Consider the following 26,036-nt stretch of genomic DNA (forward strand, 5'->3'; position numbering starts at 1 on the left):
CATGTCGCGCCTTAACCACACCCTGCGCCTGGGCCTGAAAGAACTGACCAGCCTGCGCCATGACAGCGTGCTGCTGCTGTTCCTGCTGTATGCCTACAGCGTGGCGATCTACATGCCCGCCGCCGGCTCGGTGATCGGCGTACACAATGCCAGCGTCGCGGTAGTGGACGAAGACCAAAGCCTGCTGTCGCGCAAATTGACCCAAGCCCTGCAACCGCCCGAGTTCCAGCCCGCCGTGTCGCTGCCCGCAGCACGCCTGGACCAGGCCATGGACAGCGGCGAGTACACCTTCGTGATCAACGTACCGGTGAACTTCCAGAGCGACCTGCTGGCCGGGCGCTCGCCGGAGCTGCAGGTCAACGTCGACGCCACGGCCATGAGCCAGGCGTTCATGGGCGCCGGCTACATCGGCCGCATCTTCGAGCGCGAGCTGCTCGACTACAGCCAGCGCGGCAACGTGCAAAGCCCGGTGCTGATCAACCCTAAGGCGCTGTTCAACCCCAACCTTGAGGGGGGCTGGTTCCTGGCGGTGATCCAGATCGTCAACAACATCACCATCCTGGCGATCATCCTCACCGGCACCGCGCTGCTGCGCGAGCGTGAGCATGGCACCCTCGACCACCTGCTGGTGCTGCCGCTCACCGCACTGGAAATCATGCTGGCAAAAATCGGCAGCAACGCGCTGGTGGTGGTGATCTGCACGTGGGTTTCGCTGGTGGTGGTCGTGAAAGGCGCGCTGGGTGTGCCGCTGTCCGGCTCGATGGGGCTGTTTCTGGCCGTGACCGCGCTGTACCTGTTCGCCAGTACCGCGCTGGGCATCTTCCTCGCCACCCTGGCACGCTCGACGCCGCAGTTCGGCCTGCTGGCCATCCCGGTGATCATCCCGATGCTGTTGTTGTCTGGCGGCAGCACCCCCCTGGACAGCATGCCGCAATGGCTGCAATGGGTGATGCAGGGGTCACCGTCGACGCACTTTGTCAGCCTGGGTACCGCGATCCTGTTCCGGGATGCCGGCTGGGCGGTGGTATGGCCAGATATTTTGGCGCTGGCGCTGATCGGCCTGGTGTTTTTCAGCGTCGCCCTGGCGCGGTTTCGCCGTAGCCTGGCGTCATGAGGGCGTGCGATATCATTCCGGTCAGGAAATTGGAAAACTGGCACAAAGACAAAGGGCGCCTTTCGGCGCCCTGATCACAGACAGGTTGGCTTGTCATCGCCATTTACCTGCCCGGCTCTGTAATAGCTGGTTGAACCAGGATCCACAGAGTCTCGCAAGTCCCTTGCGGGAACAGGGCGATTATTGCGTATCCAGCGCACCACTGACAACAGCCGGCACTGTTGCCGGATATGTGAAGCCCAGGCTGAAGCCAACAGCAGCCTTTACTGCCGCGAAATGCTCAGGCCTCATTGTGAAGGTGAGGAATTCCCGACCACCACCATGCCGTGACTTGATCTGACACCTGTCCAGTCTAGCGATCGCAATCGTGTAGATCATGTCGCACTTGGCCCAGCATGTGAGGGCCGGTCCTGGCAGATAACTCGGCAGCTCAACGTGATGCTTGGCTACGTGATCAGGTGCGGTGGTGCTCAATGGAATGATTGTCACCAACTGGTGATTTTGTCTGTGCTTGCGAAGAACGACGACGGGCCGCACCTTGATCATCTCAGGCACCCGAAAGCCCGAAAAATCGCACATCAGCACGGTCGCCTCTTTCGGCTGGTACTTCAACGGCATTGCCAATACTCTCGAGCAACTGGAGACAAGCCACAATTTAACGTGGCTATGGCATCAGAAACTGAAAACTGGCGGGCTTACAGATAAGACAGAAAACGCCTACAACCGGAGCTCACCTCGCTTCGGCCTGAATGCTTTTTCCGTTGCCGGTTGGAATACCAGCGCCGTAACGAGGCCGCTATCACCGTGTTGCAGCGGCGATTGGCCTCATAAGGTTTCAGTTCACTGCACGATCAGGTTGTTGAACAGCAGGTCTTCGACGATCGGCTTGCCCTCTTCCGCTTCCAGCACCTGCTGCACCTGCTTCAACGCCTCCTGGCGGAGGTGCTCCTTGGACTCGACATTGCTCATGCTGTCCACGGTCTGCTGGGTGAACAGTGCCACCAGCTGGTTGCGGATCAGCGGTTCGTGATGCTTCACCGCCTTGGCCGCTTCGTCGCCGGTCACGCGCAGGGCCACGTCGGCCTTGTACACGCGCAGCCGCGGGCCGCCGTCGAGGGCATAGTTGCCCACAAAGGGTGGGCTCAGGCTGATGTAAGCAACCTTGGGCGCCCCTTCCTTGGCTTCTTCGGCCATGGCCGCAGCCGGCAGCAGCAGCGCCAGCACCATCAAGATCCACGCTTTCACGAATTCGCTCCTCAATACAGTTGGCGCCAGCTTACCCAGCACGCCGCTCAAACCCAAGCCCGGGCTTATGCCGGCCCATCAGGGCGGGCCATGCTCGTTGACCCGGCAAGCGGCCCTCCTACACTTATCGGCCACTACCCGCAAAGGAATAGCCCCGATGAAAGCTGTGTTGTGCAAAACCCTGGGTCCGGCGCGTGATCTGGTACTGGAAGACGTGGCCAGCCCGCTGCCGAAGAAAAACGAGATTCTGCTGGATGTGCAGGCCGCCGGTGTCAACTTCCCCGACACCCTGATCATCGAAGGTAAATACCAGTTCCAGCCACCACTGCCGTTCTCACCCGGCGGCGAAGCCGCGGGCGTGGTGGCCGCGGTCGGGGAAAAAGCCGGCGCGTTCAAGGTCGGCGACCGAGTCATGGCACTCACCGGCTGGGGTGCGTTCGCCGAGCAGGTGGCGGTGCCGTTCTACAACGTGATGCCAATCCCGGCCAGCATGGACTTCACCACCGCTGCGGCGTTTGGCATGACCTATGGCACCTCGATGCACGCCCTGCGCCAGCGCGGCCAATTGCAAGCAGGCGAGACACTGCTGGTACTGGGCGCATCCGGCGGGGTCGGTCTGGCGGCGGTGGAAATCGGCAAGGCCATGGGTGCGCGGGTGATCGCGGCGGCCAGCAGTGCCGAAAAACTGGCCGTGGCCAAGGCGGCCGGGGCAGATGAGCTGATCGACTACAGCCAAGCCAGCCTGCGCGAAGAAATCAAGCGCCTGACCGGCGGCCAGGGTGTGGATGTGATCTACGACCCGGTCGGCGGCGAGCTGTTCGAGCAGGCAGTGCGCGGCCTGGCCTGGAATGGCAGGCTGCTGGTGGTGGGGTTTGCCAGCGGCAGCATTCCACAACTGGCGACCAACTTGGTGCTGCTCAAGGGCGCGGCGGTGCTGGGGGTGTTCTGGGGCGCGTTCGCACAGCGCCAGCCGGAAGACAATGCGGCCAACTTCAAGCAGCTGTTTGACTGGCATGCCGAAGGCAAGTTGAAGCCGCTGGTGTCGCAGACTTATCCACTGGCCGAGGCCGGGGCTGCCATCGAGAAGCTGGGGCAGCGGCAGGCTGTGGGTAAGTTGGTGGTGCGGATGCATTGATTTTTCTGGGGCTGCCCTGCAGCCCTATCGCGACACAAGGCCGCTCCTACAATTGAACGCAAATCCCTGTAGGAGCGGCCTTGTGTCGCGATGGGCCGTACAGCGGCCCCAAAAACTCAAACTTCACGCAGGTTATGGCACCGCCTGAACCGCGCCTCCAGGTTGCGATCGGGCATCTGGTGGCTGCGCAAGGCATTCAAGGTCTGCTCGACATAATCGCGCGTGGTGCCATAACGCCCCTTGGCACTGGCCAGGATCTGGCTGAGCAAGGTATCCGGCAGGTTGCCCGCATAGCACGGCAAATGCCGCTCCAGTACAAAGCCCAAGGCCTGTACCTTGCTGCCATCGCCCAGCCGGCAATTGAGCCAGTGCGGCCGATAGGCCGGGTACGGCATCTCGCGTTGCCACAGGGCCATCAGCGAGTCGTCCAGGTTGCTCTCCTCCAGCCGGTAGGCAAAACCGCTGCAGGAACCACCACGGTCCAGGCCGAACACCAGGCCGGGTGTTTCCGGGGTGCCGCGATGCTCGTGCGACCACAAGTACAGGCCACGGTGATATCCATGTACCCGCGCGCGCTGGCGCTCCACCGAATTGCACTCCGGGCGCCAGATCAGCGAACCGTAGGCAAACAGCCACACCGGCCCGCCCTGATGTCGAGACATGGTCGTTTTCATGGAGTTGAACAACTGATCGCGAGTATGTTGCTGACCAAAGTCGAGTGACGGAGGATATGAAACTTGCCAAGACATACTTTCAATTGCCGACATAAGCTGCCGCCATTATCCCTGTGAACTACGGATGTAGCGAGATTCGCTCAAACTGCGACCCCAAGCCGTGTACCAAGGGCGCTTGCAGTAACCATAGGCCAGAAATGCAGGAATACTCAAGCCCTGGGGCAATACTTTAATGCCCGGTTCCGACGACTGGGGAAGTACTGTTTCGGCAACGGTTAAAGTTATTAGCCAAGGCGGTAACAATTACCGCCTTATACCCACTTGTTCCAACTTCGGTTATTAACCGCGTGGGGCGTAGGCAAACACATCCGCACGCATGCGGTGTGCATCCATGCCGGCTTCGACCAGGGCGTCGAGGGTGGCGTAGATCATGTTCGGTGAGCCGCTGGCATACACATGCACCGTATTGAGGTCGGCGATGTCCTCGCAGACCGCCTCATGCAGCATGCCGCAACGGCCCTCCCAGCCGCACAGGTCACTGACGACCTGGTGCAGGAACAGGTTGGGCAGGCGCTGCCATTCGTCCCAGTGCTCGATCTGGTAGAAGTCTTCGGGCCGGCGCACACCCCAGTACAGGTGTACCGGGTACTTGAAGCCGTTGGCTCGGCAATGCTCGAGCAGGCTGTGCATCTGGCCCATGCCGGTGCCGGCGGCAATCAATACCAGCGGCCCGTCGGGCAGCTCGGCCAGGTGGGTGTCGCCAAACGGCATTTCGATGCGTGCCAGGCCGTCACGCTTGAGCTGCTCGATCAGTTGCAATGCACTGGGCTCACGGGCCAGCACGTGCAGCTCCAGCTCACGCCCGGCGTGGGGTGCGGAGGCCAGCGAAAACGCGGCCGGCTTGCCGCCCTCGCGCTCGATCATCAGGTACTGCCCGGCGTGGTAACGCAGTGGCTTGCCGGCTGGCGCACGCAGGCGGACCCGCCAGACGTCGCCACCCACGTCGACGCACTCAGTGACGCTGCACGCCAGCTTGCGCACCGGCAACTCACCCAGGGCGAGCACACCATCCCAGAGCAACACACAGTCCTCCAGCGGCTCGGCAATGCAGGTGAACAGCTCGCCATGGTCACGGACTTCGCCGTCCTGGCGTACCCGCCCTTCGACCAACAACGCGGCGCAGACATGGCAATTGCCATTGCGGCAGCTATTTGGGCAGTCATAGCCCAACCGCCGCGCTCCATCCAGGATCCGTTCCCCGGGTTCGAGCGCCAGCACCGCCCCGGACGGCTGCAACGTTACCTGCATCAATCTATTCCCAACTGATCCCACAGCTCATCGATACGGCGGGTGACGGCTTCGTCCTTGACGATGACCCGTCCCCATTCGCGTGTAGTCTCGCCCGGCCACTTGTGCGTGGCGTCCAGGCCCATCTTCGACCCCAGCCCCGATACCGGCGACGCGAAGTCCAGGTAGTCGATCGGCGTGTTGTCGATCATCACCGTATCACGCTTGGGGTCCATGCGTGTGGTGACGGCCCAGATCACATCGTTCCAGTCACGGGCGTTGATATCGTCATCGGTGACAATAACGAACTTGGTGTACATGAACTGTCGCAGGAACGACCACACACCCAGCATCACGCGCTTGGCGTGGCCTGGGTACTGCTTTTTCATGGTCACCACCGCCATGCGGTACGAGCAGCCTTCTGGCGGCAGGTAGAAGTCGGTGATTTCCGGGAACTGCTTCTGCAAAATCGGCACGAACACTTCGTTCAGCGCCACACCGAGAATCGCCGGCTCATCTGGCGGGCGGCCGGTGTAGGTGCTGTGGTAGATCGGTTTCTGCCGGTGGGTGATGCGCTCGACGGTGAACACCGGGAAGCTGTCCACTTCGTTGTAGTAGCCGGTATGGTCGCCATACGGGCCTTCCGGGGCCATTTCGCCCGGGTGGATCACGCCTTCCAGGATGATTTCGGCGGTGGCCGGTACCTGCAGGTTGCTGCCACGGCACTTGACCAGCTCGGTGCGATTGCCGCGCAGCAGGCCGGCGAAGGCATATTCGGAGAGGGTGTCCGGCACCGGAGTCACGGCACCGAGGATGGTCGCCGGGTCAGCACCCAGGGCCACGGCAACCGGGAACGGCTGGCCGGGGTTTTTCTCGCACCACTCACGGTAGTCGAGGGCGCCACCACGGTGGCTCAGCCAGCGCATGATGACCTTGTTGCGGCCAATGACCTGCTGGCGGTAGATGCCCAGGTTCTGGCGGTCCTTGTTCGGGCCGCGGGTAACGGTAAGGCCCCAGGTGATCAGCGGCGCCACGTCGCCTGGCCAGCAGTGCTGGATCGGCAGTGCGCCGAGGTCGACATCATCACCCTCGACCACCACTTCCTGGCACACCGCGTCCTTGACTACCTTCGGCGCCATCGACACGACCTTCTTGAAGATCGGCAGCTTGGACCAGGCGTCCTTCAGGCCCTTGGGTGGCTCGGGCTCCTTGAGGAAGGCCAGCAGCTTGCCGATTTCGCGCAGTTCTTCGACCGACTCGGCGCCCATGCCCATGGCCACGCGCTCGGGGGTGCCGAACAGGTTGCCCAGCACCGGAATGTCGAAGCCGGTGGGCTTTTCGAACAGCAATGCCGGACCCTTCGCACGCAGGGTGCGGTCGCAGACCTCGGTCATTTCCAGGACTGGGGAGATCGGAACCTGGATGCGCTTGAGCTCGCCGCGCTGTTCCAGGCCACGGATGAAGTCGCGCAAGTCGCGATACTGCATGCAAAAGCCTCGTGTTGGCCGTATCGGTCGGGGTGCAGAGTGTAGCGCCGTTCGGGCATGGTTTGGGGGCAAAAATGCACTGGGGCCGCTTCGCAGCCCTTCGCGGGCACGCCCGCTCCCACAGGTTCAGTGCGATCCTTGTGGGAGCGGGCGTGCCCGCGAAGGGGCGCGAAGCGGCCCCAATTACTGCTTGGTCGGGAAGCTTACTTGCGCTTCATCGACAAGAAGAACTCGTCGTTGGTCTTGGTCTGCTTGAGCTTGTCGACCAGGAACTCGATGGCGGCGATTTCGTCCATCGGGTGCAGCAGCTTGCGCAAGATCCACATGCGCTGCAGTTCGTCGTCGGCGGTCAGCAGCTCTTCGCGGCGGGTACCGGAACGGTTGATGTTGATGGCCGGGAACACGCGCTTCTCGGCGATGCGGCGGTCCAGTGGCAGCTCCATGTTGCCGGTACCCTTGAACTCTTCGTAGATCACTTCGTCCATCTTCGAGCCGGTTTCGACCAGCGCGGTGGCGATAATGGTCAGCGAACCGCCTTCTTCGATGTTACGCGCGGCGCCGAAGAAGCGCTTCGGCTTCTCCAGGGCATGGGCGTCGACACCACCGGTCAGCACCTTGCCGGAGCTCGGGATCACGGTGTTGTAGGCACGCGCCAGACGGGTGATGGAGTCCAGCAGGATGACCACGTCCTTCTTGTGCTCGACCAGGCGCTTGGCCTTTTCGATCACCATTTCGGCAACCTGCACGTGGCGGGTTGGCGGCTCGTCGAAGGTGGAGGCAACCACTTCGCCGCGCACGGTGCGCTGCATTTCGGTCACTTCTTCCGGGCGCTCGTCGATCAGCAGCACGATCAAGTGGCACTCGGGATTGTTACGGGTGATGTTGGCCGCGATGTTCTGAAGCATGATGGTCTTGCCCGCTTTTGGCGGGGCGACGATCAGGCCACGCTGGCCTTTGCCGATCGGGGCGCACAAGTCGATGACGCGACCGGTCAAGTCTTCGGTGGAGCCGTTACCGGCCTCCATCTTCAGGCGCTTGTTCGGGAACAGCGGCGTCAGGTTTTCGAACAGGATCTTGTTCTTCGCGTTTTCCGGACGGTCGAAGTTGATGGTATCAACCTTCAGCAGAGCGAAGTAACGCTCCCCTTCCTTCGGCGGGCGGATCTTGCCGACGATGGTGTCGCCGGTACGCAGGTTGAACCGGCGGATCTGGCTGGGCGAGACGTAGATATCGTCCGGGCCGGCCAGGTAGGACGCATCAGCCGAGCGCAGGAAACCGAAACCATCCTGGAGAATCTCCAGCACGCCGTCACCCGAAATCTCTTCGCCGCTCTTCGCATGCTTCTTCAGCAGGGCGAAAATCACGTCCTGTTTGCGCGAACGGGCCATGTTCTCGATGCCCATCTGTTCGGCCATTTCCAAAAGATCGGTAATCGGCTTTTGCTTGAGTTCAGTCAGGTTCATAAGGGGAGTGACGTAATCATGTAAGAAGGGAGAATTAAGCTTCTGGCTTAATGAGGCCGCGCCGCTAGATGGCGACAGGATCGCGTACTGATTCGAATTAGGGATGCTTCGGCGACGGCGTGTAGAGGGCACTGGAAAAGCAGTGCGAGGCCGAATGTAACACTTGCTTTTTTCTGCGTCTAGTGCTCTGGAAAAGAAAAACCCCGCATTTGCGGGGCTTTTTTCACATCACAGGTGGGCGTCGAGGAACGCGGCCAGCTGCGACTTGGAAAGCGCGCCAACCTTGGTGGCTTCGACGTTACCGTTCTTGAACAGCATCAGCGTCGGGATACCACGCACGCCGTGCTTGGCCGGGGTTTCCTGGTTCTCGTCGATATTCAGCTTGGCGACGGTCAGCTTGCCCTCGTAGGTAGCAGCGATATCGTCCAGAACCGGAGCGATCATCTTGCATGGGCCGCACCATTCAGCCCAGTAGTCGACCAGCACCGGGCCTTGAGCCTGCAGTACGTCGGCTTCGAAGCTGGCGTCGGTGACGTGTTTGATTTTGTCGCTCATGGAAATCTCCAAGGTCGTAAGCAATAAAAAACGTTGCCCATCATAGCCGCCCCCGCCGCCGACAGGAAGCCACGGACGATTGACTGTAACTATAGTTGTGCAAGACGCCGCGAATCGAAACTGTCATACAGCCGTCATAGAATCGAATGGCACATTGCCTTGCATCAAGGCGAGCACATCGGCTGCGTGTCACGCGTTGGCGTCAGCCTGCTATCGTGGCACGATTGCCGGGTTAACGACCGAGAACAACCAGATCATGCCGCATACCATCGCGAAGAACCTGTCCCTGATCGCCGCCATCGACCTTGGCTCCAACAGTTTTCACATGGTCGTGGCCAAGGCCCACCATACCGAAATCCGCATTCTCGAGCGGCTCGGCGAGAAGGTTCAGCTTGCCGCTGGCATCGACGAAGAACGCAAACTCAGTGAAGAGGCAATGGAACGAGGCCTGGATTGCCTCAAGCGCTTTTCGCAGCTGATCAACGGCATGCCCGCAGGCTCCGTGCGTATCGTCGGTACCAACGCCTTGCGCGAAGCGCGCAACCGTAACGAATTCATCCAGCGCGCCGAAGCCATCCTCGGCCACCCGGTGGAGGTCATCTCCGGCCGTGAAGAGGCGCGCCTGATCTACTTGGGTGTGTCGCACACCCTGGCCGACACCCCCGGCAAGCGCCTGGTGGCGGACATCGGCGGCGGCAGTACCGAATTCATCATCGGCCAGCGCTTCGAGCCGCTGCTGCGCGAAAGCCTGCAGATGGGCTGCGTCAGCTTCACCCAGCGCTACTTCCGCGACGGCAAGATCACCCCGGCCCGCTACGCCCAGGCCTACACGGCCGCGCGCCTGGAGCTGATGAGCATCGAGCATGCCCTGCATCGCCTGACCTGGGACGAGGCCATCGGCTCGTCCGGCACCATCCGCGCCATCGGCGCCGCCATCAAGGCCGGTGGCCTGGGCAATGGTGAGGTCAACGCCGAGGGCCTGGCCTGGGTCAAGCGCAAGCTGTTCAAGCTGGGGGAAGTCGACAAGATCGACTTCGACGGCGTCAAGCCGGACCGCCGCACCATCTTCCCCGCAGGCCTGGCCATTCTCGAAGCGATCTTCGACGCGCTGGAGCTGCAGCGCATGGACCACTGCGACGGCGCCCTGCGCGAAGGCGTGCTGTTCGACCTGCTTGGCCGCCACCACCACGAGGACGTGCGCGAGCGCACCCTTAACTCGCTGATGGAGCGCTACCACGTGGATCAGGGCCAGGCTGCACGGGTCGAGCGCAAGGCTTTGCATGCCTTCGACCAAGTGGCCGACGCTTGGGACCTGAAAGACGGAAACTGGCGCGACCTTCTGGGCTGGTCAGCGAAAGTGCACGAAATCGGGCTGGACATTGCCCATTACCACTACCACAAGCACGGCGCCTATCTGATCGAACACTCCGACCTGTCGGGCTTTTCCAGGGAAGATCAGCAGATGATGGCCCTGCTGGTTCGCGGCCACCGCCGCAACATTCCCAAAGACCGTTACGCCGAACTGGGTGACGAAGGAGTCAAGCTGTTGCGCCTGTGCGTGCTGCTGCGCTTTGCCATCCTGTTCCACCACATCCGCGGCACCCAACAGATGCCAAAGGTCGTACTGAAAGGCGGGGACAACAGCCTGGATGTCGTCTTCCCTGAAGGTTGGCTGGAACAGAACCAGCTGACCCAGGCCGACTTCGCCAACGAGGCGGAGTGGCTGGCCCGGGTCGGCTTCGTCCTCAGCGTACGTTGAGGACCGGGTTGCTCAGGCGCTCCAGCAGGGTCGCCTGGGCACTGCGCGGGTTCTGGTTGCCGGTCGGGGTGATGCGCACGTAGCGCCCGTCCGGCTGCAAGGTCCAGGCGTGGGTGTTGTCGGTCAGGTAGCCTTCCAGCTCCTTCTTCACCCGCAGCAACAGCTTCTTGCCTTCAACCGGGAAGCAGGTCTCGACGCGCTTGTCGAGGTTGCGCTCCATCCAGTCGGCACTGGACAGGTAGATCTGCTCTTCGCCGCCATTGAGGAAGTAGAACACCCGCGTGTGCTCAAGGAAGCGGCCGATGATCGAGCGCACCTGGATATTGTGTGAAACGCCCGGAATGCCTGGGCGCAGGCAGCACATGCCACGCACCACCAGGTCGATCTTCACACCCGACTGGCTGGCCTTGTACAGCGCCTTGATGACCTTGGCGTCGGTCAGCGAGTTGAACTTGGCAATGATGTGCGCCGGCTTGCCTTCGAGGGCGAACTGGGTTTCGCGCGCAATCATGTCGAGCATGCCCTTCTTCAGGGTGAACGGCGCGTGCAGCAGCTTTTTCATGCGCAGCGTCTTGCCCATGCCGATGAGCTGGCTGAACAGCTTGCCGACGTCCTCGGTGAGGGCGTCGTCTGAGGTCAGCAGGCTGTAGTCGGTGTACAGGCGGGCATTGCCGGCGTGGTAGTTGCCGGTGCCCAGGTGCGCATAGCGCACGATCTCGCCCTGCTCGCGACGCAGGATCAACATCATCTTGGCGTGGGTCTTGAAACCGACCACGCCGTAGATGACCACCGCACCGGCCGCTTGCAGGCGGCTGGCCATCTGCAGGTTGGACTCTTCGTCGAAGCGCGCGCGCAGTTCGATCACCGCAGTGACCTCCTTGCCGTTACGCGCCGCGTCTACCAGGGCGTCGACAATTTCCGAGTTGGCCCCGGACCGGTACAGGGTCTGGCGCACGGCAAGCACGTGCGGGTCCTTGGCGGCCTGGCGCAGCAGGTCGACCACCGGGGTGAAGGACTCGAAGGGGTGCATCAGCAGGATGTCCTGCTTGCTGATCACGCTGAAAATGTTGTCGGCGTTCACCAGCAGCTTGGGGATCGCCGGGGTGAACGGCGTGTACTGAAGCTCCGGGTGGCTGTCCAGGCCGGTGATGCTGAACAGGCGGGTGAGGTTGACCGGGCCATTGACCTGGTACAGCTCGCTTTCGCTGAGGCTGAACTGCTTGAGCAGGTAGTCCGACAGGTGTTTCGGGCAGGTGTCGGCCACCTCCAGGCGCACGGCGTCGCCGTAACGGCGCGAGAACAGCTCGCCGCGCAGGGCACGGGCCAGATCGTCGACTTCTTCGGAGTCCAGCGCCAGGTCGGCGTTACGGGTCAGGCGGAACTGGTAGCAGCCCTTCACCTTCATGCCCTGGAACAGGTCGTCGGCGTGCGCGTGGATCATCGACGACAGGAACACGTAGTTGGCACCCGGGCCGCCCACCTCTTCAGGCACACGGATGACCCGCGGCAGCAGGCGTGGCGCCGGGATGATCGCCAGGCCCGAGTCGCGGCCGAAGGCATCGACCCCCTCCAGCTCGACGATGAAGTTGAGGCTCTTGTTCACCAGCAGCGGGAACGGGTGGGTCGGGTCGAGTCCGATCGGGGTGATGATCGGGGCGATTTCGTCGCGGAAATAGCGGCGCACCCAGGTCTTGAGCTTGGGCGTCCAGTAACGGCGGCGGATAAAGCGGATCTGGTGCTTTTCCAGCTCAGGCAGCAGCACGTCGTTGAGGATCGCGTACTGGCGCTCTACCTCGATGTGCACCAGCTCGCTGATACGCGCCAGCGCCTGGTGGGGCTGCAGGCCGTCGGCACCGGCCTGTTCACGGGCGAAGTTGATCTGCTTCTTCAGGCCGGCGACGCGGATCTCGAAGAACTCGTCGAGGTTGCTGGAGAAGATCAACAGGAACTTGAGGCGTTCGAGCAGTGGGTAGTTCTCGTCCAGGGCCTGTTCCAGCACGCGGATGTTGAACTGCAGCTGCGAGAGTTCGCGATGAATGTACAGACTGCTGTCGTCCAGGCCGGGGACGGTGATTGCCGGGGCCGGCGCGGGCGCGGGCGCCGCGGCCACAGGCTCGGCGACCTGCTCCTCTACAGGCTCCGGCTCGGGCGCCGGCGGCAGGTCTGGCGGGGTCTGCACCAACTCTTCCGGGAGCTCCTGGGCTTCCTTGATCGCGACAGGGGTGAGCACTTCATTATTCATCTGGCGTTCCTGAGGACGTTAACGCCCTATCATCAATTGAGCGGCAAGATAAGCGCCCATTATGACGCCTGTGTTACACACCAGGGCAAGCCATGGCGCGTGGCCTCTGGCATTGTCTGTGTAGGAATTGTTCACGTCGAGACACATTTGGACACTTTCACGAATGCGCGCGAAGGGGTAGGCTGCGCGTTCATTTCGCCAGCACCTCAGAAAATGCTTCAACAATTCCTGCAGGATTTCGGCTACTTTGCCCTTTTTCTAGGCACCTTCTTCGAAGGCGAGACCATCCTGGTGCTTGCGGGTTTCCTTGCGTTCCGTGGGTACATGGACATCAAACTGGTGTGCCTGGTGGCGTTCCTCGGCAGCTATGCCGGCGACCAGCTGTGGTACTTCATGGGCCGCCGCCATGGGCGCAGGATCCTGGCGCGCAAACCACGCTGGCAAGCAATGGGTGACCGGGCGCTGGACCACATTCGCCGCCACCCCGACATCTGGGTGCTGAGCTTCCGGTTCGTTTATGGCCTACGTACGGTCATGCCCGTGGCCATTGGCCTGTCGGGCTACCCGCCGCGCCGTTACCTGCTGCTCAATGGTATTGGCGCGGCCATCTGGGCAATTGCCTTGGGCGCGGCCGCCTACCACTTCGGCGCTATCCTCGAAGGCCTGCTGGGCAACGTGAAGCGTTACGAGCTATGGGTGCTCGGTGGCCTGCTGGGTCTGGGCGCCCTGCTGTGGCTGCGCAGGCGCTTCCGTGCCCTGCGCGCGGAGCGCAAGGCGGCGGACCAGGCCCAGGCCCCAGAGGCTGAGAAGGCTGTAGACCACGAGAAGGAACCAGGCCAGCGGCGCGACCACCGCTAGGCCCAGTGCGCCGGCCAGGTACAGCGCCGGCGCATTCATCACCAGCCGCGCCAGCTCCAGGCGCGCAGCCCAGGACCGGTTCTCCAGCAACGCGCCCAATACGAACAGACCAAACGCCATCAGCGACCAGCCGAGCACCAGCGCGGCGACCGGCACGCCTTCGGCTACGTCCATCAGGTAGCTGCCCAAGGCCACATAGACCACGAACTGGATGGCCACGTAGGCTTGTTGCGGGCGGCCCAGGGCAATCTCGAACTTGCGAAACACCGTCAGGTCCTGTTTGGCCTGAGGGTAGCGTGCGGCCACATCGGCCGGGCGCCAGCCAGTGGGCATGAACCAGATGCGCAGCTTGTCCCACAGGCTGGCAGTGCGCCGGGCGTCATGCCAGAGCTGGGCGTAGAACTGCAAATTGGCCCACAGCGGGTTCCAGCTGGCCAGCGGCGTGGTTACCCCGAACACCACCGGCTCGGCCGGGTCTTCCTCTTTGAAGGTGCCGAACAGACGGTCCCAGAGAATGAACACGCCGCCGTAATTGCGATCCAAGTAAGCAGGGTTTTGCGCATGGTGGACGCGATGGTTGGAAGGCGTGATCAACACCCACTCAAGCCAGCCAAGCTTGGGAATGTGCCGGGTATGTACCCAGAACTGGTACAGCAGGTTGAGCGATGCCACGGTGATGAACACCAGTGGCGGCACGCCCAGCAGTGCCAGCGGCAGGTAGAAGACCCACGAGAAGATGAACCCGCTACTGGTCTGGCGCAACGCGGTGGTGAGGTTGTACTCCTCGCTCTGGTGATGCACCGAATGCGCGGCCCACAGCACGTTGCATTCATGGCCCAGTCGGTGCAGCCAGTAGTAGCAGAAGTCGTACAGCACGAAGGCCAGCAGCCATACCCACCAGGCTTCGGGCGGCAGGCGCAACAGGGCCAGGTGCTCGAACGCCAGGGCGTAGGTCAGCAGCCCTACCCCCTTGGTCAGCAAACCGGTGCTGGTCGACAGCGCGCCAGTGCTCAGGCTGTTGATCGAGTCGGCCAGGGTAAAGTTGCGCTGGCCACGCACACGGTCGGCCACCAGCTCCACGGCGATCAGCACGAAGAAGAACGGCACGGCCAGCAGTATCAGGTCCATGGGTGCGGCCTCAGGCGGTATCCATCAAGATTAGGCCGCACCTGCGGCAACCCCTATGGCGACATCTGCCAAACTAGAGGACATTTAGCGCCTCGACACTGGAGTAATGAGCATGACAAAAAAAGTAGCGGTGATTCTTTCCGGCTGTGGCGTGTATGACGGCGCCGAAATCCACGAAAGCGTGATCACCCTGCTGCGCCTCGACCAGCGCGGTGCGCAGGTGCAGTGCTTCGCGCCGAACATTGCGCAGATGCATGTCATCAACCACCTGACGGGCGAGGAAATGCCCGAGTCGCGCAATGTGCTGGTGGAGTCTGCGCGCATTGCCCGCGGCGAGGTCAAGGACATCCGCGAAGCCAAGGCTGAAGACTTCGATGCGCTGATCGTGCCGGGCGGTTTCGGGGCGGCGAAAAACCTGTCCAACTTCGCCGTGGAAGGCGCCAACTGCAGCGTCAACCCAGACGTGCTCGCCCTGGCCGAAGCCTTTGCCGACGCCTGCAAGCCGGTTGGCCTGATCTGCATTTCGCCGGCACTGGCCGCGAAGATCTACGGGCCGGGCGTGGTCTGCACCATCGGTAGCGACGCAGGCACTGCGGCGGCTGTCGAGAAAATGGGCGGCACCCATGAAGAGTGCGATGTACACGACATTGTCGAAGACACTCAGCGCAAGCTGGTGACTACCCCGGCTTACATGGAGGCCAAGTCGATCAGCGAAGCGGCGGGCGGGATCTACAAGCTGGTGGACCGAATCCTGGAACTCACGCACGAGGGTGACCAGTAAGCCCTTGGGGCCGCTGCGCAGCCCATCGCCGGCAAGCCAGCTCCTACAGGAATAGCGCATGGCTTGAGGTCAACGCGGTCGAGGTGGGAGCTGGCTTGCCGGCGATGGGCTGCAAAGCAGCCCCGCATCAGGTTTTACTCAGCCGGGCAATGATCCGGTCCAGCGCATTGGCAAACGCCTGCTTTTCACGTTCACCATAAGCCGCCTGCCCTCCCCCCACCTGGCCCTGCTCACGCAGCTCGGTGAACAGGTTGCGCGCCGCCAGGCGGTCGCCCATGTTGCGCTCGTCGAATTCGCGCCCGCGCGGGTCCAGCACGGTCACGCCTTTTTTAACCAGGCGGTCAGCCAGCGGCACATCACTGCAGATCACCAGCTCGCCCGGCACGGCGTGTTCGACCAGGTAGTCGTCGGCTGCGTCCATGCCGCTGGGTACCACGATCAGGCGCACGATCGCGAATGCCGGCTTGGCCACGGCCTGCCCTGCAACCATCACCACCTCGAACTTGCGCTTGAGGGCGAACTTGACGATCAGATCCTTGGCCGCCTTGGGGCAGGCGTCGGCATCGATCCATACACGCATCGGAAATTCTCTACATGAACTCAACGCACTCATAATGCCTGAAGCGCAGCCAAAGCTGGAGCAGGCGAGCGCTGGGAAAATGGCGCCAAAAATCCCAATTACCGCTTATCCGGCCCCGCCACTCAAGCTAAACTCGCCACAGCTTTACTGGCCTGCCCGAGCGCACAATGAACCACCCTCACGAAATCCGCCCCGACCTGGACGAAGGCATCGATCGCAAGGTCCTGGCGACATTGCGTGCGCGTTTCCTGGAGCTGAACCAGGGGCGCCTGCAACGGGCAATGGAAGGTTTGTCGACACGCCAGCAGCAAGTACTGACGCTGCTGCCGCTGCTGTTTCACGTGAACCACCCCTTGCTGCCGGGCTACGTCTCGGGCAGTACGCCTGCGGGCGTATCGGGCTACGAGCCAGGTGCCGAGCTGGTGGTCGAGGCCCAGCGCCTGGCCCGCTCGTTCACCTACAAGGCCCGCCATGGCAACCCGCCACGCCCGATCCATGGCCTGTACCTGATGGGCAGCCTGGGCTCACTGGCCCAGGCCGAGCACAGCGACATGGACCTGTGGGTGTGCCATACCCCCGGCTTGCCCGAGCACTTGCTGGGAGAACTGCGCCGCAAGTGCCAACTGCTGGAGGACTGGGCCGCAAGCCTGGGCGCCGAGGCGCACTTCTTCCTGATCGACACGCAAGGCTTTGCCCAAGGCCAGCGCGATGGCAAACTGGGCTCCGACGACTGCGGCACCACTCAACACTACCTGCTGCTGGACGAGTTCTATCGCACTACCCTATGGCTGGCAGGGCGTACACCACTGTGGTGGCTGGTACCCGTCTACCAGGAACACAATTACCACACCTACACCCAGACCCTGCTGACCAAGCGCTTCATCCGCAGCCAGGACGCCCTCGACCTGGGAAACCTGGCGCACGTTCCGCCCGGCGAGTTCGTCGGTGCCGGCCTGTGGCAACTGTTCAAGGGCATCGACTCGCCCTACAAGTCGCTACTCAAGCTGCTGTTGACCGAGGCCTACGCCAGTGAGCACCCGGCCGTGCGCTGCCTGAGCCTGGATTACAAGCAGGCGGTGTTCGCCAACCAGCTCGACCTCGACGAGCTGGACCCGTATGTGATGGTGTACCGACGCATCGAACGTTACCTGCTGCAACGTGGCGAGCCCGCGCGCCTGGAGCTGGTAAGGCGCAGCCTGTACCTGAAGGTGAACAAAAAGCTCAGCGACCAGGGCCGCACCAATGGCTGGCAGCGCCGGCTGTTGCAACGGCTGGCAGACGAGTGGGGCTGGGACGAGCGCCAGCTGGCCCTGCTGGACAGCCGTAGCCAGTGGAAAGTGCAACAAGTCGCTGTCGAACGCCGCGAACTGGTGGCGGAGCTGAACCATAGCTACCGCTTCCTCAGCCAGTTCGCCAGCACCCAAAACGCCAGCAGCCGCGCCGAGCAGCGCGACCTCAATGTGCTGGGCCGGCGCCTTTATGCGGCCTTTGAGCGCCGCGCCGGCAAGGTCGAGGTGATCAACCCCGGCATCGCCCCGGACCTCGCCGAAGGCACCGTGACGCTGGTCCAGGTGCCCAACCGCAAGGAACCCGGCAGCTACCACTGGGAGCTGTACAGCGGCAACCTGAGCACCCACGAGGTGGAGCACTTCAGCCCGATAAAACGCTGCCGCGAGCTGCTGGAGCTGCTGGCGTGGGCCCATCGCAACGGCGTGATCGACAGCAGCACGCGCGTGGCGCTGCACCCGGGCGCCAGCGACCTCAGTGAATTCGAGCTGTTCAACCTGATCGGTTGCCTGCAGCACAGTATTCCCCTGCCCTTGCCGATCGTCAGCGAAGTGCGCCTGCTGCAGCCCAGCGTCGCCGACGAGGTGTTGTTGCTGGTCAACGTCGCCATCGACCCGCTGCGCCATCACCGCGACCTGAACATCCTGATGACCACCGAGCGTACCGACTCGTTGAGCTACGCAGGCGTGCGCGAGAACCTGGTCCTGACCCTGGACCAGGTCACCCTGAACAGCTGGAACGAAGTGCTGGTCCAGCGCTACGACGGCGAACATGCACTGGTGCGTTGCTTGCGCGACTTCCTCAACAGCCCGGTGCTGCGCGGCCACCGACCACGGGTGCGGGTGCGCTGCTTTTGCCAGAGCCGCGCACAAGCCATCGGCCAGCGCGTGGAGGAAATTTTCGACACGGTGCAGCTGCTGCTGGACCAGGGCGCCAACCACCGTTACCTGCTAGAGGTGGCTCAGCACACCCATGTGCTGGAGCTGATGGCCGGGCACATAGGCCTGGCCACCCTGGCCGAGCACGAGGCACTGCTGGCCCACCTGGGCGAAGAGCGTAGCGCCTACAGCCCGCTGTACCTGGATACCAATGCCCTGCTGGACCACGACCTGCGCCTGGTGCTGGAACAGGGCCGCCCGGCTTGCATCCAGGTGTTCTATCGCCTGCAGGGTGGCTGGGCCGAGTTGTATGTGCTGGATGAATACAATGCCCTGTGGCAGCAGCGCCTGCCCCTGCATGACGAAGCCCACCTGCTGCTGCCGCTGCAGCGTTTCCTGCGCTCGGTGGTGATGCGCCGAGATGCCCGGCTGCCGCTGGATACCCAGCGCGCTGCCTCGCTGGACATCCACTACGCGCAACTGTTGCCTTCCGGCGCTGGCAAGGCGCGCAGCATCGAGCCGCGCCAGGCTCCGGTCGAAGGCAGCGGCCAGCCTTACTATGAGGTGCAGGCCATCATCCAGGCCGGCGTGGCGGGTGCGGCGCATGTGACGCTGTACTGCGACCAGCAAGAGTTTTCCGAGATGGAGCATGGTGGGCAGCTGTATGCGGTGGTGGCCAGGCAGATCATCGGGCAACGGCGCGGGGCCGGACAGTACCGGTGCTACATCACCGACCTGGATTTGTCCGAATTGCTGGATGACCGGCTGGGGGCGACGCAGGTGTACCTGAGCTACAAGCGGGTGCTGGAGCAGGCGTTGAATGAGGGGTTGGAGCAGGTGCTGAGTGAGTGATCGGGGGCTGCTTTGCAGCCCATCGCCGGCAAGCCAGCTCCCACAGGCACGGCGCCGGCCTCGGGCCTTGTGCAACCCTTGTGGGAGCTGGCTTGCCGGCGATGGGCCGCGCAGCGGCCCCCTTGCAATTACAGGTCGTAATCGCCCGCCGCTTCTGGCTGGTATTCCACTTCCAGCAGCTTCAGCTTGAGGGTCTTGCCACCCGGTGCCGGCCAGTCGATCTGCTCGCCCACCGAAAGCCCCAGCAAAGCGCAGCCGATTGGTGCCAGGACCGAGACATTGCCTTCCGGCCCTGCGTCCTTAGGATAGACCAACGTCAGGTGGTAGTCCTTGCCGCTGGCTTCCTCACGGCAGTGCACGCGCGAGTTCATGGTGACCACGCCCGCTGGCACGTCCTCGTGACCGACCACCTGCTCGGCGCGGTCCAGCTCGTCCTGCAGGGCGAGCACACCCGGCGTACTCTCGTCGAGGCTGTCGATCAGACGCTCCAGACGCTGTACGTCCAATCGGGTGAGGATGAGGGAAGGCTTGGTGCTCATGATCCAGTCAGACTCCTTTGAACAGGCGATTTTCGTCGTGCAGATAAAGCAAAACCCCGCCCAAGGGCGGGGTTTGTGAAGGCTTTGGCGTCACCGACGCAGAAACCCGACACTACCACAGCCGGGCAAATACTCAAGCCCTTGCTATCAGTGTGCCTTAGCCTGGTTGCGCAGGGCCTGGGCCTCGCGGCAGATCTGCCGACGCCGTTCGTCATCGGCCGAGCGCCATTCGCGTATGTGCTCCACATGCCGCTGGCAACCGGTGCACACCCGCTGTTCGTCCAGCCGGCAAACGCTGATGCACGGTGACGGCACAGCGGGGCTGACGTTGCTGTAGAGCGGCTTGGGGGGACGGGCCGGGGCACTGCTCATGTCAGATCTCGTCGAAGTCCAGCTTTTCGCCGGCCCGCTCCCAGACGATGCGCTCGAGCATTTCGCCCAGCAGCTCTTCGCTCTTCTCGCACACCCACTTGCCGCTTTCTTCGTCGTAGTCGAAGTGGAAACCACCCGAACGGTCGGCCAGCCACAGCTGGCGCAGCGGTTCCTGGCGGCTGAAGATCAGCTGGGCGCCACCTTCGAACTTGACGGTGAGAACACCGGCGGAGTTCTCCATGTCCAGGTCCATGCCGCTCTCGTCGAACAGGTCTTCCAGGGCCTGTTGGGTCGCGTCGACCAGATCATGGAAACGCGCTTCACTCAAACTCATTGCAGGAACCTCGAAATTGGCTGCGTTACAGGCAAGCCGGGCAAGATACGGGCGCTTGGCGCCGAATGCAAAGATTAGCCATTGAAGGCGGTAAGAATAGCCCGCCCGGCGGACCGGCCCTTGCATAGGCAAGCCGCCGGTCGCTCGGTATACTCGGGCGCAATACTGCATTTTTCTAAGGATTTCACCCATGAAGCGCCTGATTTCCTCCTTCGCGGCGCTGGTCGCTGTTGCCTGCCTCGTTTCGGCTTGCGGCCAGAAAGGCCCGCTGTATCTGCCCGAAGACGGCGATAACGGCAAAGCGCACAAGTCGCACCAGCACCAGCCAAAAGCCAAGCCGGCCCCGGCGCAAGCGCAGCAGCCCGAGCTGCAGTCCGAGCCCGAGCAGTCGCCTGCGCAGTAAGGAAACCAGATGAACGCTTTCAATTACCGCGACGGTCAGCTGTTCGCGGAAGGGGTGGCCCTGTCGGCCATCGCCGAACGTTTCGGCACCCCCACCTACGTGTATTCGCGCGCCCACATCGAGGCCCAGTACCGCAGCTACGCCGACGCCCTGCAAGGCACCGAGCACCTGGTGTGCTTCGCGGTCAAGGCCAACTCCAACCTTGGCGTGCTGAACGTGCTGGCGCGTCTGGGCGCAGGTTTTGACATTGTCTCCGGCGGTGAGCTGGAGCGCGTGCTGGCTGCTGGCGGGCGCGCCGACCGCGTGGTGTTCTCCGGCGTTGGCAAAACCCGCGAAGACATGCGCCGCGCCCTGGAAGTGGGCGTGCACTGCTTTAACGTCGAGTCCACCGACGAGCTGGAGCGCCTGCAAGTCGTGGCCGCCGAGATGGGCAAGGTTGCCCCGGTGTCGCTGCGGGTCAACCCGGACGTTGACGCCGGTACCCACCCGTACATCTCCACCGGCCTTAAAGAAAACAAGTTCGGCATCGCCATCGCCGACGCCGAGGCCATCTACGTGCGTGCTGCGCAGCTGCCGAACCTGGAAGTGGTGGGCGTCGACTGCCACATCGGCTCGCAGTTGACCACCGTGGAACCATTTCTCGACGCCCTTGACCGCCTGCTGGACCTGGTCGATCGACTCGCCGACTGCGGCATCCACCTGCGCCACCTGGACCTGGGTGGCGGCGTTGGCGTGCGCTACCGCGACGAAGAACCCCCGCTGGTGGCCGACTACATCAAGGCTATTCGCGAACGCGTCGGCAAGCGCGACCTGGCCCTGGTGTTCGAGCCGGGCCGCTACATCGTGGCCAACGCCGGGGTGCTGCTGACCCGCGTGGAATACCTCAAGCACACCGAACACAAGGACTTCGCCATCATCGATGCAGCGATGAACGACCTGATTCGCCCGGCCCTCTACCAGGCCTGGATGGGTGTCAGCGCGGTCGTCCCACGCGAGGGCGAAGGCCGTGCCTACGACCTGGTCGGCCCGATCTGCGAGACCGGCGACTTCCTCGGCAAGGACCGTGTGCTGAACCTGGCCGAAGGCGACCTGCTGGCCGTACAGTCGGCGGGCGCCTATGGTTTTGTCATGAGCTCCAACTACAACACCCGTGGCCGTTGCGCTGAAATCCTGGTCGACGGCGACCAGGCGTTCGAAGTTCGCCGCCGCGAGACCATCGCCGAACTGTATGCTGGCGAAAGCCTGCTGCCGGAGTAAGCCCATGCTGCTGCGTTTTACCAAGATGCATGGCCTGGGCAACGACTTCATGGTCCTCGACCTGGTCAGCCAGCACGCGCATATCCAGCCAAAGCACGCCAAGCAATGGGGTGACCGGCATACCGGCATCGGCTTCGACCAGCTGCTGATCGTCGAGGCACCGAACAACCCGGAAGTGGACTTCCGCTACCGCATCTTCAACGCCGACGGCTCTGAAGTGGAGCAATGCGGCAACGGTGCGCGCTGCTTCGCCCGTTTTGTGCTGGACAAGCGCCTGACCGCGAAAAAGCGCATCCGCGTGGAAACCAAAAGCGGCATCATCGTGCTGGACGTGCAGAACGACGGCCAGGTGAGTGTCGACATGGGCCCACCGCGGTTCATTCCTGCCGAAATCCCCTTCGTCGCTGACGCGCAGGCGCCAAACTACCCCTTGGAAGTCGACGGCCAGCTGCATTCGATTGCCGCCGTGTCCATGGGTAACCCGCATGCCGTGCTGCGCGTCGACGACGTGCATACTGCCCCCGTTCATGAGCTGGGCCCGAAGATCGAAAACCACCCACGCTTCCCGCAGCGGGTGAACGCCGGCTTCCTCCAGGTCATCGACCGCCATCGCGCCAACCTGCGCGTGTGGGAACGCGGCGCGGGCGAAACCCAGGCCTGCGGCACCGGCGCTTGCGCCGCGGCCGTGGCAGCGATCAGCCAAGGCTGGATGGATTCCCCGGTGTCCCTCGACCTGCCCGGTGGCCGCCTGCACATCGAATGGGCCGGCCCCGGCAAGCCCGTGTTGATGACCGGCCCGGCCGTACGCGTCTACGAAGGACAGGTTCGTCTCTAAGCGAGTAACCGCCATGACCGATCAGCCCAAGGTTGTACCCCAGCAGTCCGCCGAGCTCGATGCCGAAGCGGTGGTCGCCTACCTGCGCGCCCACCCCACCTTCTTCGCCGAGCACGACGAGTTGCTGATCGAACAGCACATCCCGCACCAGCGTGGCGACAGCGTGTCGCTGGTGGAACGCCAGCTCAAGCTGCTGCGCGACCGCAACATCGAGATGCGCCATCGCCTGTCGCAACTGATGGACGTGGCCCGTGACAACGACCGGCTGTTCGACAAGACCCGACGGCTGATCCTCGACCTGCTCGATGCCGGCACCCTGGAAGAAGTGGTGATGGCGGTCGAAGACAGCCTGCGCCAGGAATTCCAGGTGCCCTTCGTCAGCCTCATCCTGTTCGGCGACAACGTTGCGCCGGTCGGGCGCTGGGTCAGCAACACCGAGGCGCAACAGGCCATCGGTGCCCTGCTGGGCGGCGGCAAGACGGTCAGTGGCAACCTGCGTGAACACGAGCTGGCGTTCCTGTTCGGTGAAGAACAGCGCCGGGAGGTGGGTTCCAGCGCCGTGGCCACCCTCGAATATCAGGGGCTGCACGGGGTGCTGGCTATCGGTAGCCGCGACCCGCAACACTACAAGAGCAGCGTCGGCACCCTGTTCCTCGGCTACATCGCCGAAGTGCTCGGCCGCGTTGTACCGCGCGTTACCCAGACCCTGCGCTCGGTACGCTGATGGAACGCCAGCTGGAGGCTTATTGCGCACACCTGCGCAACGAGCGCCAGGTGTCGGAGCACACGTTGGTGGGCTACCGTCGCGATCTGGACAAGGTCATCGGCTACTGCAAGGAACACGGCATTGCCGGTTGGCAGGCGCTGCAGATCCAGCAACTGCGCCAGCTGATCGCCCGCCTGCACCACCACGGCCAGTCTTCACGCAGCCTGGCCCGGCTGCTGTCGGCGGTGCGCGGCCTGTACCGCTACCTCAACCGCGAAGGCCTGTGCCAGCACGACCCGGCCACCGGCCTGAGCGCGCCCAAGGGTGAGCGCCGGTTGCCCAAGGTGCTGGACACCGACCGCGCCCTGCAGCTGCTTGATGGCGGCGTCGACGACGATTTTATTGCCCGCCGTGACCAGGCGATCCTTGAACTGTTCTACTCGTCGGGCCTGCGCCTGTCCGAGCTGACCAACCTCGACCTCGATCACATCGACCTCGCCGCCGGCCTGGTGCAGGTGCTGGGCAAGGGTGGCAAGGCCCGCGTCCTGCCGGTTGGCCGCAAGGCCCGTGAGGCGCTGCAGGCCTGGTACCGCCTGCGCGGCATCGGCAACCCGCGTGACCGTGCGGTGTTCATCACCCGCCAGGGCAACCGCATCACGCCACGGGCTGTGCAGCAGCGGGTAAAGAAGGCGGGTGAGCGCGAGCTGGGCCAGCACCTGCACCCGCACATGCTTCGCCATTCCTTCGCCAGCCATGTGCTGGAATCGTCCCAGGACCTGCGTGCGGTGCAAGAGATGCTCGGCCATGCCGACATCAGCACCACGCAGATCTACACCCACCTGGACTTCCAGCACCTGGCCGCGGTGTACGACAGCGCCCACCCTCGGGCCAAACGCAGCAAAGGCACAGACTCATGAGCATCAAGCTGATCACATTCGACCTCGACGACACCCTGTGGGACACCGCGCCGGTCATCGCCAGCGCCGAAGTCGTGTTGCGCGACTGGCTAGAAGCCAACGCCCCGATCCTGGGCGGCGTGCCGGTGGAGCATCTGTTTGCCATCCGCGAGCGCCTGGTACAGGCCGAACCCGGCCTCAAGCACCGCATCAGCGCCCTGCGCCGACGGGTGCTGTTCCATGCCCTGGAAGAGGTCGGCTACAGCGAGAAGCAAGCGCAGGCGCTGGCCAACGAAGGCTTTGAAGTGTTCCTGCATGCTCGCCACCAGGTGGAGATCTTCCCCGAGGTGCAGCCGGTGCTGGAGATCCTGCGTCACCATTACATCCTGGGCGTGGTCACCAACGGCAACGCCGACGTGAGCCGGTTGGGGCTGGCGGACTACTTCCGCTTTGCCCTGTGCGCCGAGGACCTCGGCATTGGCAAGCCGGACCCGGCACCGTTCCTGGAAGCCCTGCGCCGCGGCGAGGCGGACGCCAGCACCGCCGTTCACATCGGCGACCACCCCGGCGATGACATCGCAGGCGCCCAGCGCGCCGGGCTACGGGCCGTATGGTTCAACCCCCAGGGCAAGGCCTGGACGGGTGAGCAGGCACCGGATGCCGAGATCCAGCGCCTGTCGCAGCTGCCCGACGTCCTTTCGCGCTGGCGCTGACAGGGGCCGCTGTGCGGCCCTATCGCCGGCAAGCCAGCTCCCACAGGGATCGCGCAAGGCTGAGGGCCTCGGTGATCCTGTGGGAGCTGGCTTGCCGGCGATAGGGCCAGTACAGCCAGCACAAAACTCACAGGCACAAAAAAGCCCGCAGCGACGGCGGGCTTTTTTGCGTTCAGCCACTCAGATAGGGCGGCTGCCGTACTTGTTGTCCGGCTTCTTGGGCGGGTCGGCAACCACGTTGGCCTCGACTTCCTGCACCTTGCCACCGCGCGAAAGGAATTCTTCCATCGCCTTGGCCAGTGCATCACGCTCTTTCTGCTTGGCTTCCATGCTCGGCATCTCGTCTACCGAGACAGCCGCCTTGGATTTGCCCTTGGCAGCAGGTGCCGGGCTGCTGTCATCATCGCCAGCGTCTTCAACGCCGTCGTCAGCCGCCGCTTCGAGGCCTTCATCAGCCTCGTCTTCATCGCCTACTTCGAGGTCGTCGTTTTCCAGATCGTCGTCGCTCATGTTCTACCTCATGACTTGCGAAAGCAGGTTAGTTATAGACCAGTGCAGCCGTAGACCGGCAGCCACCAGTGAAAATTCAACTGGCCGTGGGTTAGGCCACTGCCCTTGGGTCGGCGCTCCTGATGGGAGGCGGCACCCAGCAGGCC

Annotated in this window: 25 protein-coding genes and 1 pseudogene; 12 read left to right on the forward strand and 14 right to left on the reverse strand. The window is 63.2% G+C overall.

The features are described 5' to 3' along the window. Nucleotide 1: 1 nt before the first annotated feature. On the forward strand, nucleotides 2-1,114 hold the full coding sequence (locus tag JOY50_RS22495) for an ABC transporter permease (protein WP_243055874.1): 1,113 nt from the start codon (nucleotides 2-4) through the stop codon (nucleotides 1,112-1,114). 180 nt (nucleotides 1,115-1,294) lie between these two features. Here the strand turns inward: JOY50_RS22495 and JOY50_RS22500 are convergent, their stop codons facing one another. Then, on the reverse strand, nucleotides 1,295-1,732 hold the full coding sequence (locus JOY50_RS22500; RefSeq protein WP_132844791.1) for a type II toxin-antitoxin system PemK/MazF family toxin: 438 nt from the start codon (nucleotides 1,730-1,732) through the stop codon (nucleotides 1,295-1,297). A 222-nt stretch (nucleotides 1,733-1,954) separates the two neighbouring features. Next, nucleotides 1,955-2,359, reverse strand: a complete 405-nt coding sequence (locus tag JOY50_RS22505) for a flagellar basal body-associated protein FliL (protein ID WP_019470973.1) — start codon at nucleotides 2,357-2,359, stop codon at nucleotides 1,955-1,957. A gap of 157 nt (nucleotides 2,360-2,516) precedes the next feature. On the opposite strand from JOY50_RS22505, the gene JOY50_RS22510 reads away from it, so the two are divergent. Then, nucleotides 2,517-3,494, forward strand: a complete 978-nt coding sequence (locus JOY50_RS22510) for an NADPH:quinone oxidoreductase family protein (protein WP_138737065.1) — start codon at nucleotides 2,517-2,519, stop codon at nucleotides 3,492-3,494. A gap of 116 nt (nucleotides 3,495-3,610) precedes the next feature. On the opposite strand, the gene JOY50_RS22515 is transcribed toward JOY50_RS22510, so the two are convergent. From JOY50_RS22515 to trxA, 5 genes are all read right to left on the reverse strand, one after another. Next, nucleotides 3,611-4,261 (reverse strand): gamma-glutamylcyclotransferase, encoded by a 651-nt coding sequence (locus JOY50_RS22515; protein ID WP_019470975.1) that lies wholly within the window; start codon nucleotides 4,259-4,261, stop codon nucleotides 3,611-3,613. Nucleotides 4,262-4,507: 246 nt separating this feature from the next. Next, nucleotides 4,508-5,476 carry a CDP-6-deoxy-delta-3,4-glucoseen reductase gene (locus tag JOY50_RS22520; RefSeq protein WP_019470976.1) on the reverse strand — a complete coding sequence of 323 codons (969 nt, stop codon included), beginning with the start codon at nucleotides 5,474-5,476 and terminating at the stop codon, nucleotides 4,508-4,510. Beyond that, a complete protein-coding gene (gene ubiD, locus JOY50_RS22525; RefSeq protein WP_132844786.1) occupies nucleotides 5,476-6,942 on the reverse strand; it encodes a 4-hydroxy-3-polyprenylbenzoate decarboxylase in 1,467 nt (488 codons plus the stop codon). Before ubiD ends, JOY50_RS22520 begins: the two co-directional genes overlap by 1 nt. A 203-nt stretch (nucleotides 6,943-7,145) precedes the next feature. Further along, a complete protein-coding gene (rho, locus tag JOY50_RS22530; protein ID WP_003253661.1) occupies nucleotides 7,146-8,405 on the reverse strand; it encodes a transcription termination factor Rho in 1,260 nt (419 codons plus the stop codon). Between the two features lie 228 nt (nucleotides 8,406-8,633). Next, nucleotides 8,634-8,960, reverse strand: a complete 327-nt coding sequence (gene trxA, locus JOY50_RS22535) for a thioredoxin TrxA (protein WP_012274768.1) — start codon at nucleotides 8,958-8,960, stop codon at nucleotides 8,634-8,636. Between the two features lie 256 nt (nucleotides 8,961-9,216). Between trxA and ppx the strand changes: the two genes are divergently transcribed. Beyond that, nucleotides 9,217-10,719 (forward strand): exopolyphosphatase, encoded by a 1,503-nt coding sequence (gene ppx / locus JOY50_RS22540; RefSeq protein WP_138737064.1) that lies wholly within the window; start codon nucleotides 9,217-9,219, stop codon nucleotides 10,717-10,719. On the opposite strand, the gene ppk1 is transcribed toward ppx, so the two are convergent. Then, nucleotides 10,706-12,961 carry a polyphosphate kinase 1 gene (ppk1, locus tag JOY50_RS22545; RefSeq protein WP_016502177.1) on the reverse strand — a complete coding sequence of 752 codons (2,256 nt, stop codon included), beginning with the start codon at nucleotides 12,959-12,961 and terminating at the stop codon, nucleotides 10,706-10,708. The two genes, ppx and ppk1, sit on opposite strands and share 14 nt — an antisense overlap. A 213-nt stretch (nucleotides 12,962-13,174) precedes the next feature. Between ppk1 and JOY50_RS22550 the strand changes: the two genes are divergently transcribed. Then, nucleotides 13,175-13,819, forward strand: coding sequence for a DedA family protein (locus JOY50_RS22550; protein WP_019470982.1), 645 nt, complete (start codon nucleotides 13,175-13,177; stop codon nucleotides 13,817-13,819). Between the two features lie 501 nt (nucleotides 13,820-14,320). On the opposite strand, the pseudogene JOY50_RS22555 reads toward JOY50_RS22550, so the two are convergent. Then, nucleotides 14,321-14,947: pseudogene (locus JOY50_RS22555) on the reverse strand (sterol desaturase family protein); the annotation flags it as partial. Between the two features lie 112 nt (nucleotides 14,948-15,059). On the opposite strand from JOY50_RS22555, the gene elbB reads away from it, so the two are divergent. Beyond that, entirely contained in the window at nucleotides 15,060-15,728 is a 669-nt protein-coding gene (elbB, locus tag JOY50_RS22560; protein WP_063424108.1) for an isoprenoid biosynthesis glyoxalase ElbB, read from the forward strand. A 127-nt stretch (nucleotides 15,729-15,855) separates the two neighbouring features. Here the strand turns inward: elbB and JOY50_RS22565 are convergent, their stop codons facing one another. Further along, on the reverse strand, nucleotides 15,856-16,308 hold the full coding sequence (locus tag JOY50_RS22565) for a YaiI/YqxD family protein (RefSeq protein ID WP_019473824.1): 453 nt from the start codon (nucleotides 16,306-16,308) through the stop codon (nucleotides 15,856-15,858). 167 nt (nucleotides 16,309-16,475) lie between these two features. Between JOY50_RS22565 and JOY50_RS22570 the strand changes: the two genes are divergently transcribed. Then, on the forward strand, nucleotides 16,476-19,325 hold the full coding sequence (locus tag JOY50_RS22570; protein ID WP_243055876.1) for a class I adenylate cyclase: 2,850 nt from the start codon (nucleotides 16,476-16,478) through the stop codon (nucleotides 19,323-19,325). Between the two features lie 128 nt (nucleotides 19,326-19,453). Here JOY50_RS22570 and rnk read toward each other — a convergent pair whose 3' ends face one another. From rnk to cyaY, 3 genes are all read right to left on the reverse strand, one after another. Next, on the reverse strand, nucleotides 19,454-19,864 hold the full coding sequence (gene rnk / locus JOY50_RS22575) for a nucleoside diphosphate kinase regulator (protein WP_016502183.1): 411 nt from the start codon (nucleotides 19,862-19,864) through the stop codon (nucleotides 19,454-19,456). A 147-nt stretch (nucleotides 19,865-20,011) separates the two neighbouring features. Next, nucleotides 20,012-20,236, reverse strand: a complete 225-nt coding sequence (locus tag JOY50_RS22580; RefSeq protein ID WP_132844772.1) for a DUF1289 domain-containing protein — start codon at nucleotides 20,234-20,236, stop codon at nucleotides 20,012-20,014. Nucleotide 20,237: 1 nt separating this feature from the next. Continuing rightward, the gene (gene cyaY / locus JOY50_RS22585; protein WP_016502185.1) at nucleotides 20,238-20,570 is read right to left on the reverse strand and encodes an iron donor protein CyaY; all 333 of its coding nucleotides are present in this window, start codon (nucleotides 20,568-20,570) and stop codon (nucleotides 20,238-20,240) included. A gap of 190 nt (nucleotides 20,571-20,760) precedes the next feature. Between cyaY and JOY50_RS22590 the strand changes: the two genes are divergently transcribed. The 6 genes from JOY50_RS22590 to JOY50_RS22615 are packed head-to-tail and all read left to right on the forward strand — an operon-like array spanning nucleotide 20,761 to nucleotide 25,380. Beyond that, entirely contained in the window at nucleotides 20,761-20,973 is a 213-nt protein-coding gene (locus JOY50_RS22590) for an LPS translocon maturation chaperone LptM (RefSeq protein WP_132844770.1), read from the forward strand. A 9-nt stretch (nucleotides 20,974-20,982) separates the two neighbouring features. Continuing rightward, a complete protein-coding gene (gene lysA / locus JOY50_RS22595) occupies nucleotides 20,983-22,230 on the forward strand; it encodes a diaminopimelate decarboxylase (protein ID WP_132844768.1) in 1,248 nt (415 codons plus the stop codon). A gap of 4 nt (nucleotides 22,231-22,234) precedes the next feature. Further along, the gene (dapF, locus tag JOY50_RS22600; RefSeq protein ID WP_019473711.1) at nucleotides 22,235-23,065 is read left to right on the forward strand and encodes a diaminopimelate epimerase; all 831 of its coding nucleotides are present in this window, start codon (nucleotides 22,235-22,237) and stop codon (nucleotides 23,063-23,065) included. 13 nt (nucleotides 23,066-23,078) lie between these two features. Continuing rightward, nucleotides 23,079-23,789, forward strand: coding sequence for a DUF484 family protein (locus JOY50_RS22605; RefSeq protein ID WP_019473712.1), 711 nt, complete (start codon nucleotides 23,079-23,081; stop codon nucleotides 23,787-23,789). Beyond that, complete coding sequence (gene xerC / locus JOY50_RS22610) at nucleotides 23,789-24,688, forward strand: tyrosine recombinase XerC (RefSeq protein ID WP_019473713.1); 900 nt, start codon at nucleotides 23,789-23,791, stop codon at nucleotides 24,686-24,688. Before JOY50_RS22605 ends, xerC begins: the two co-directional genes overlap by 1 nt. Next, nucleotides 24,685-25,380, forward strand: coding sequence for an HAD family hydrolase (locus tag JOY50_RS22615; RefSeq protein ID WP_019473714.1), 696 nt, complete (start codon nucleotides 24,685-24,687; stop codon nucleotides 25,378-25,380). The genes xerC and JOY50_RS22615 overlap by 4 nt, the downstream gene beginning before the upstream one ends. A 180-nt stretch (nucleotides 25,381-25,560) precedes the next feature. Here JOY50_RS22615 and sutA read toward each other — a convergent pair whose 3' ends face one another. Continuing rightward, nucleotides 25,561-25,890, reverse strand: a complete 330-nt coding sequence (gene sutA, locus JOY50_RS22620) for a transcriptional regulator SutA (protein WP_019473552.1) — start codon at nucleotides 25,888-25,890, stop codon at nucleotides 25,561-25,563. Nucleotides 25,891-26,036: the final 146 nt, after the last annotated feature.

Origin of the sequence: Pseudomonas sp. BP01 (genome assembly GCF_022760795.1) — a bacterium.
GTDB lineage: Bacteria > Pseudomonadota > Gammaproteobacteria > Pseudomonadales > Pseudomonadaceae > Aquipseudomonas > Aquipseudomonas putida_Q.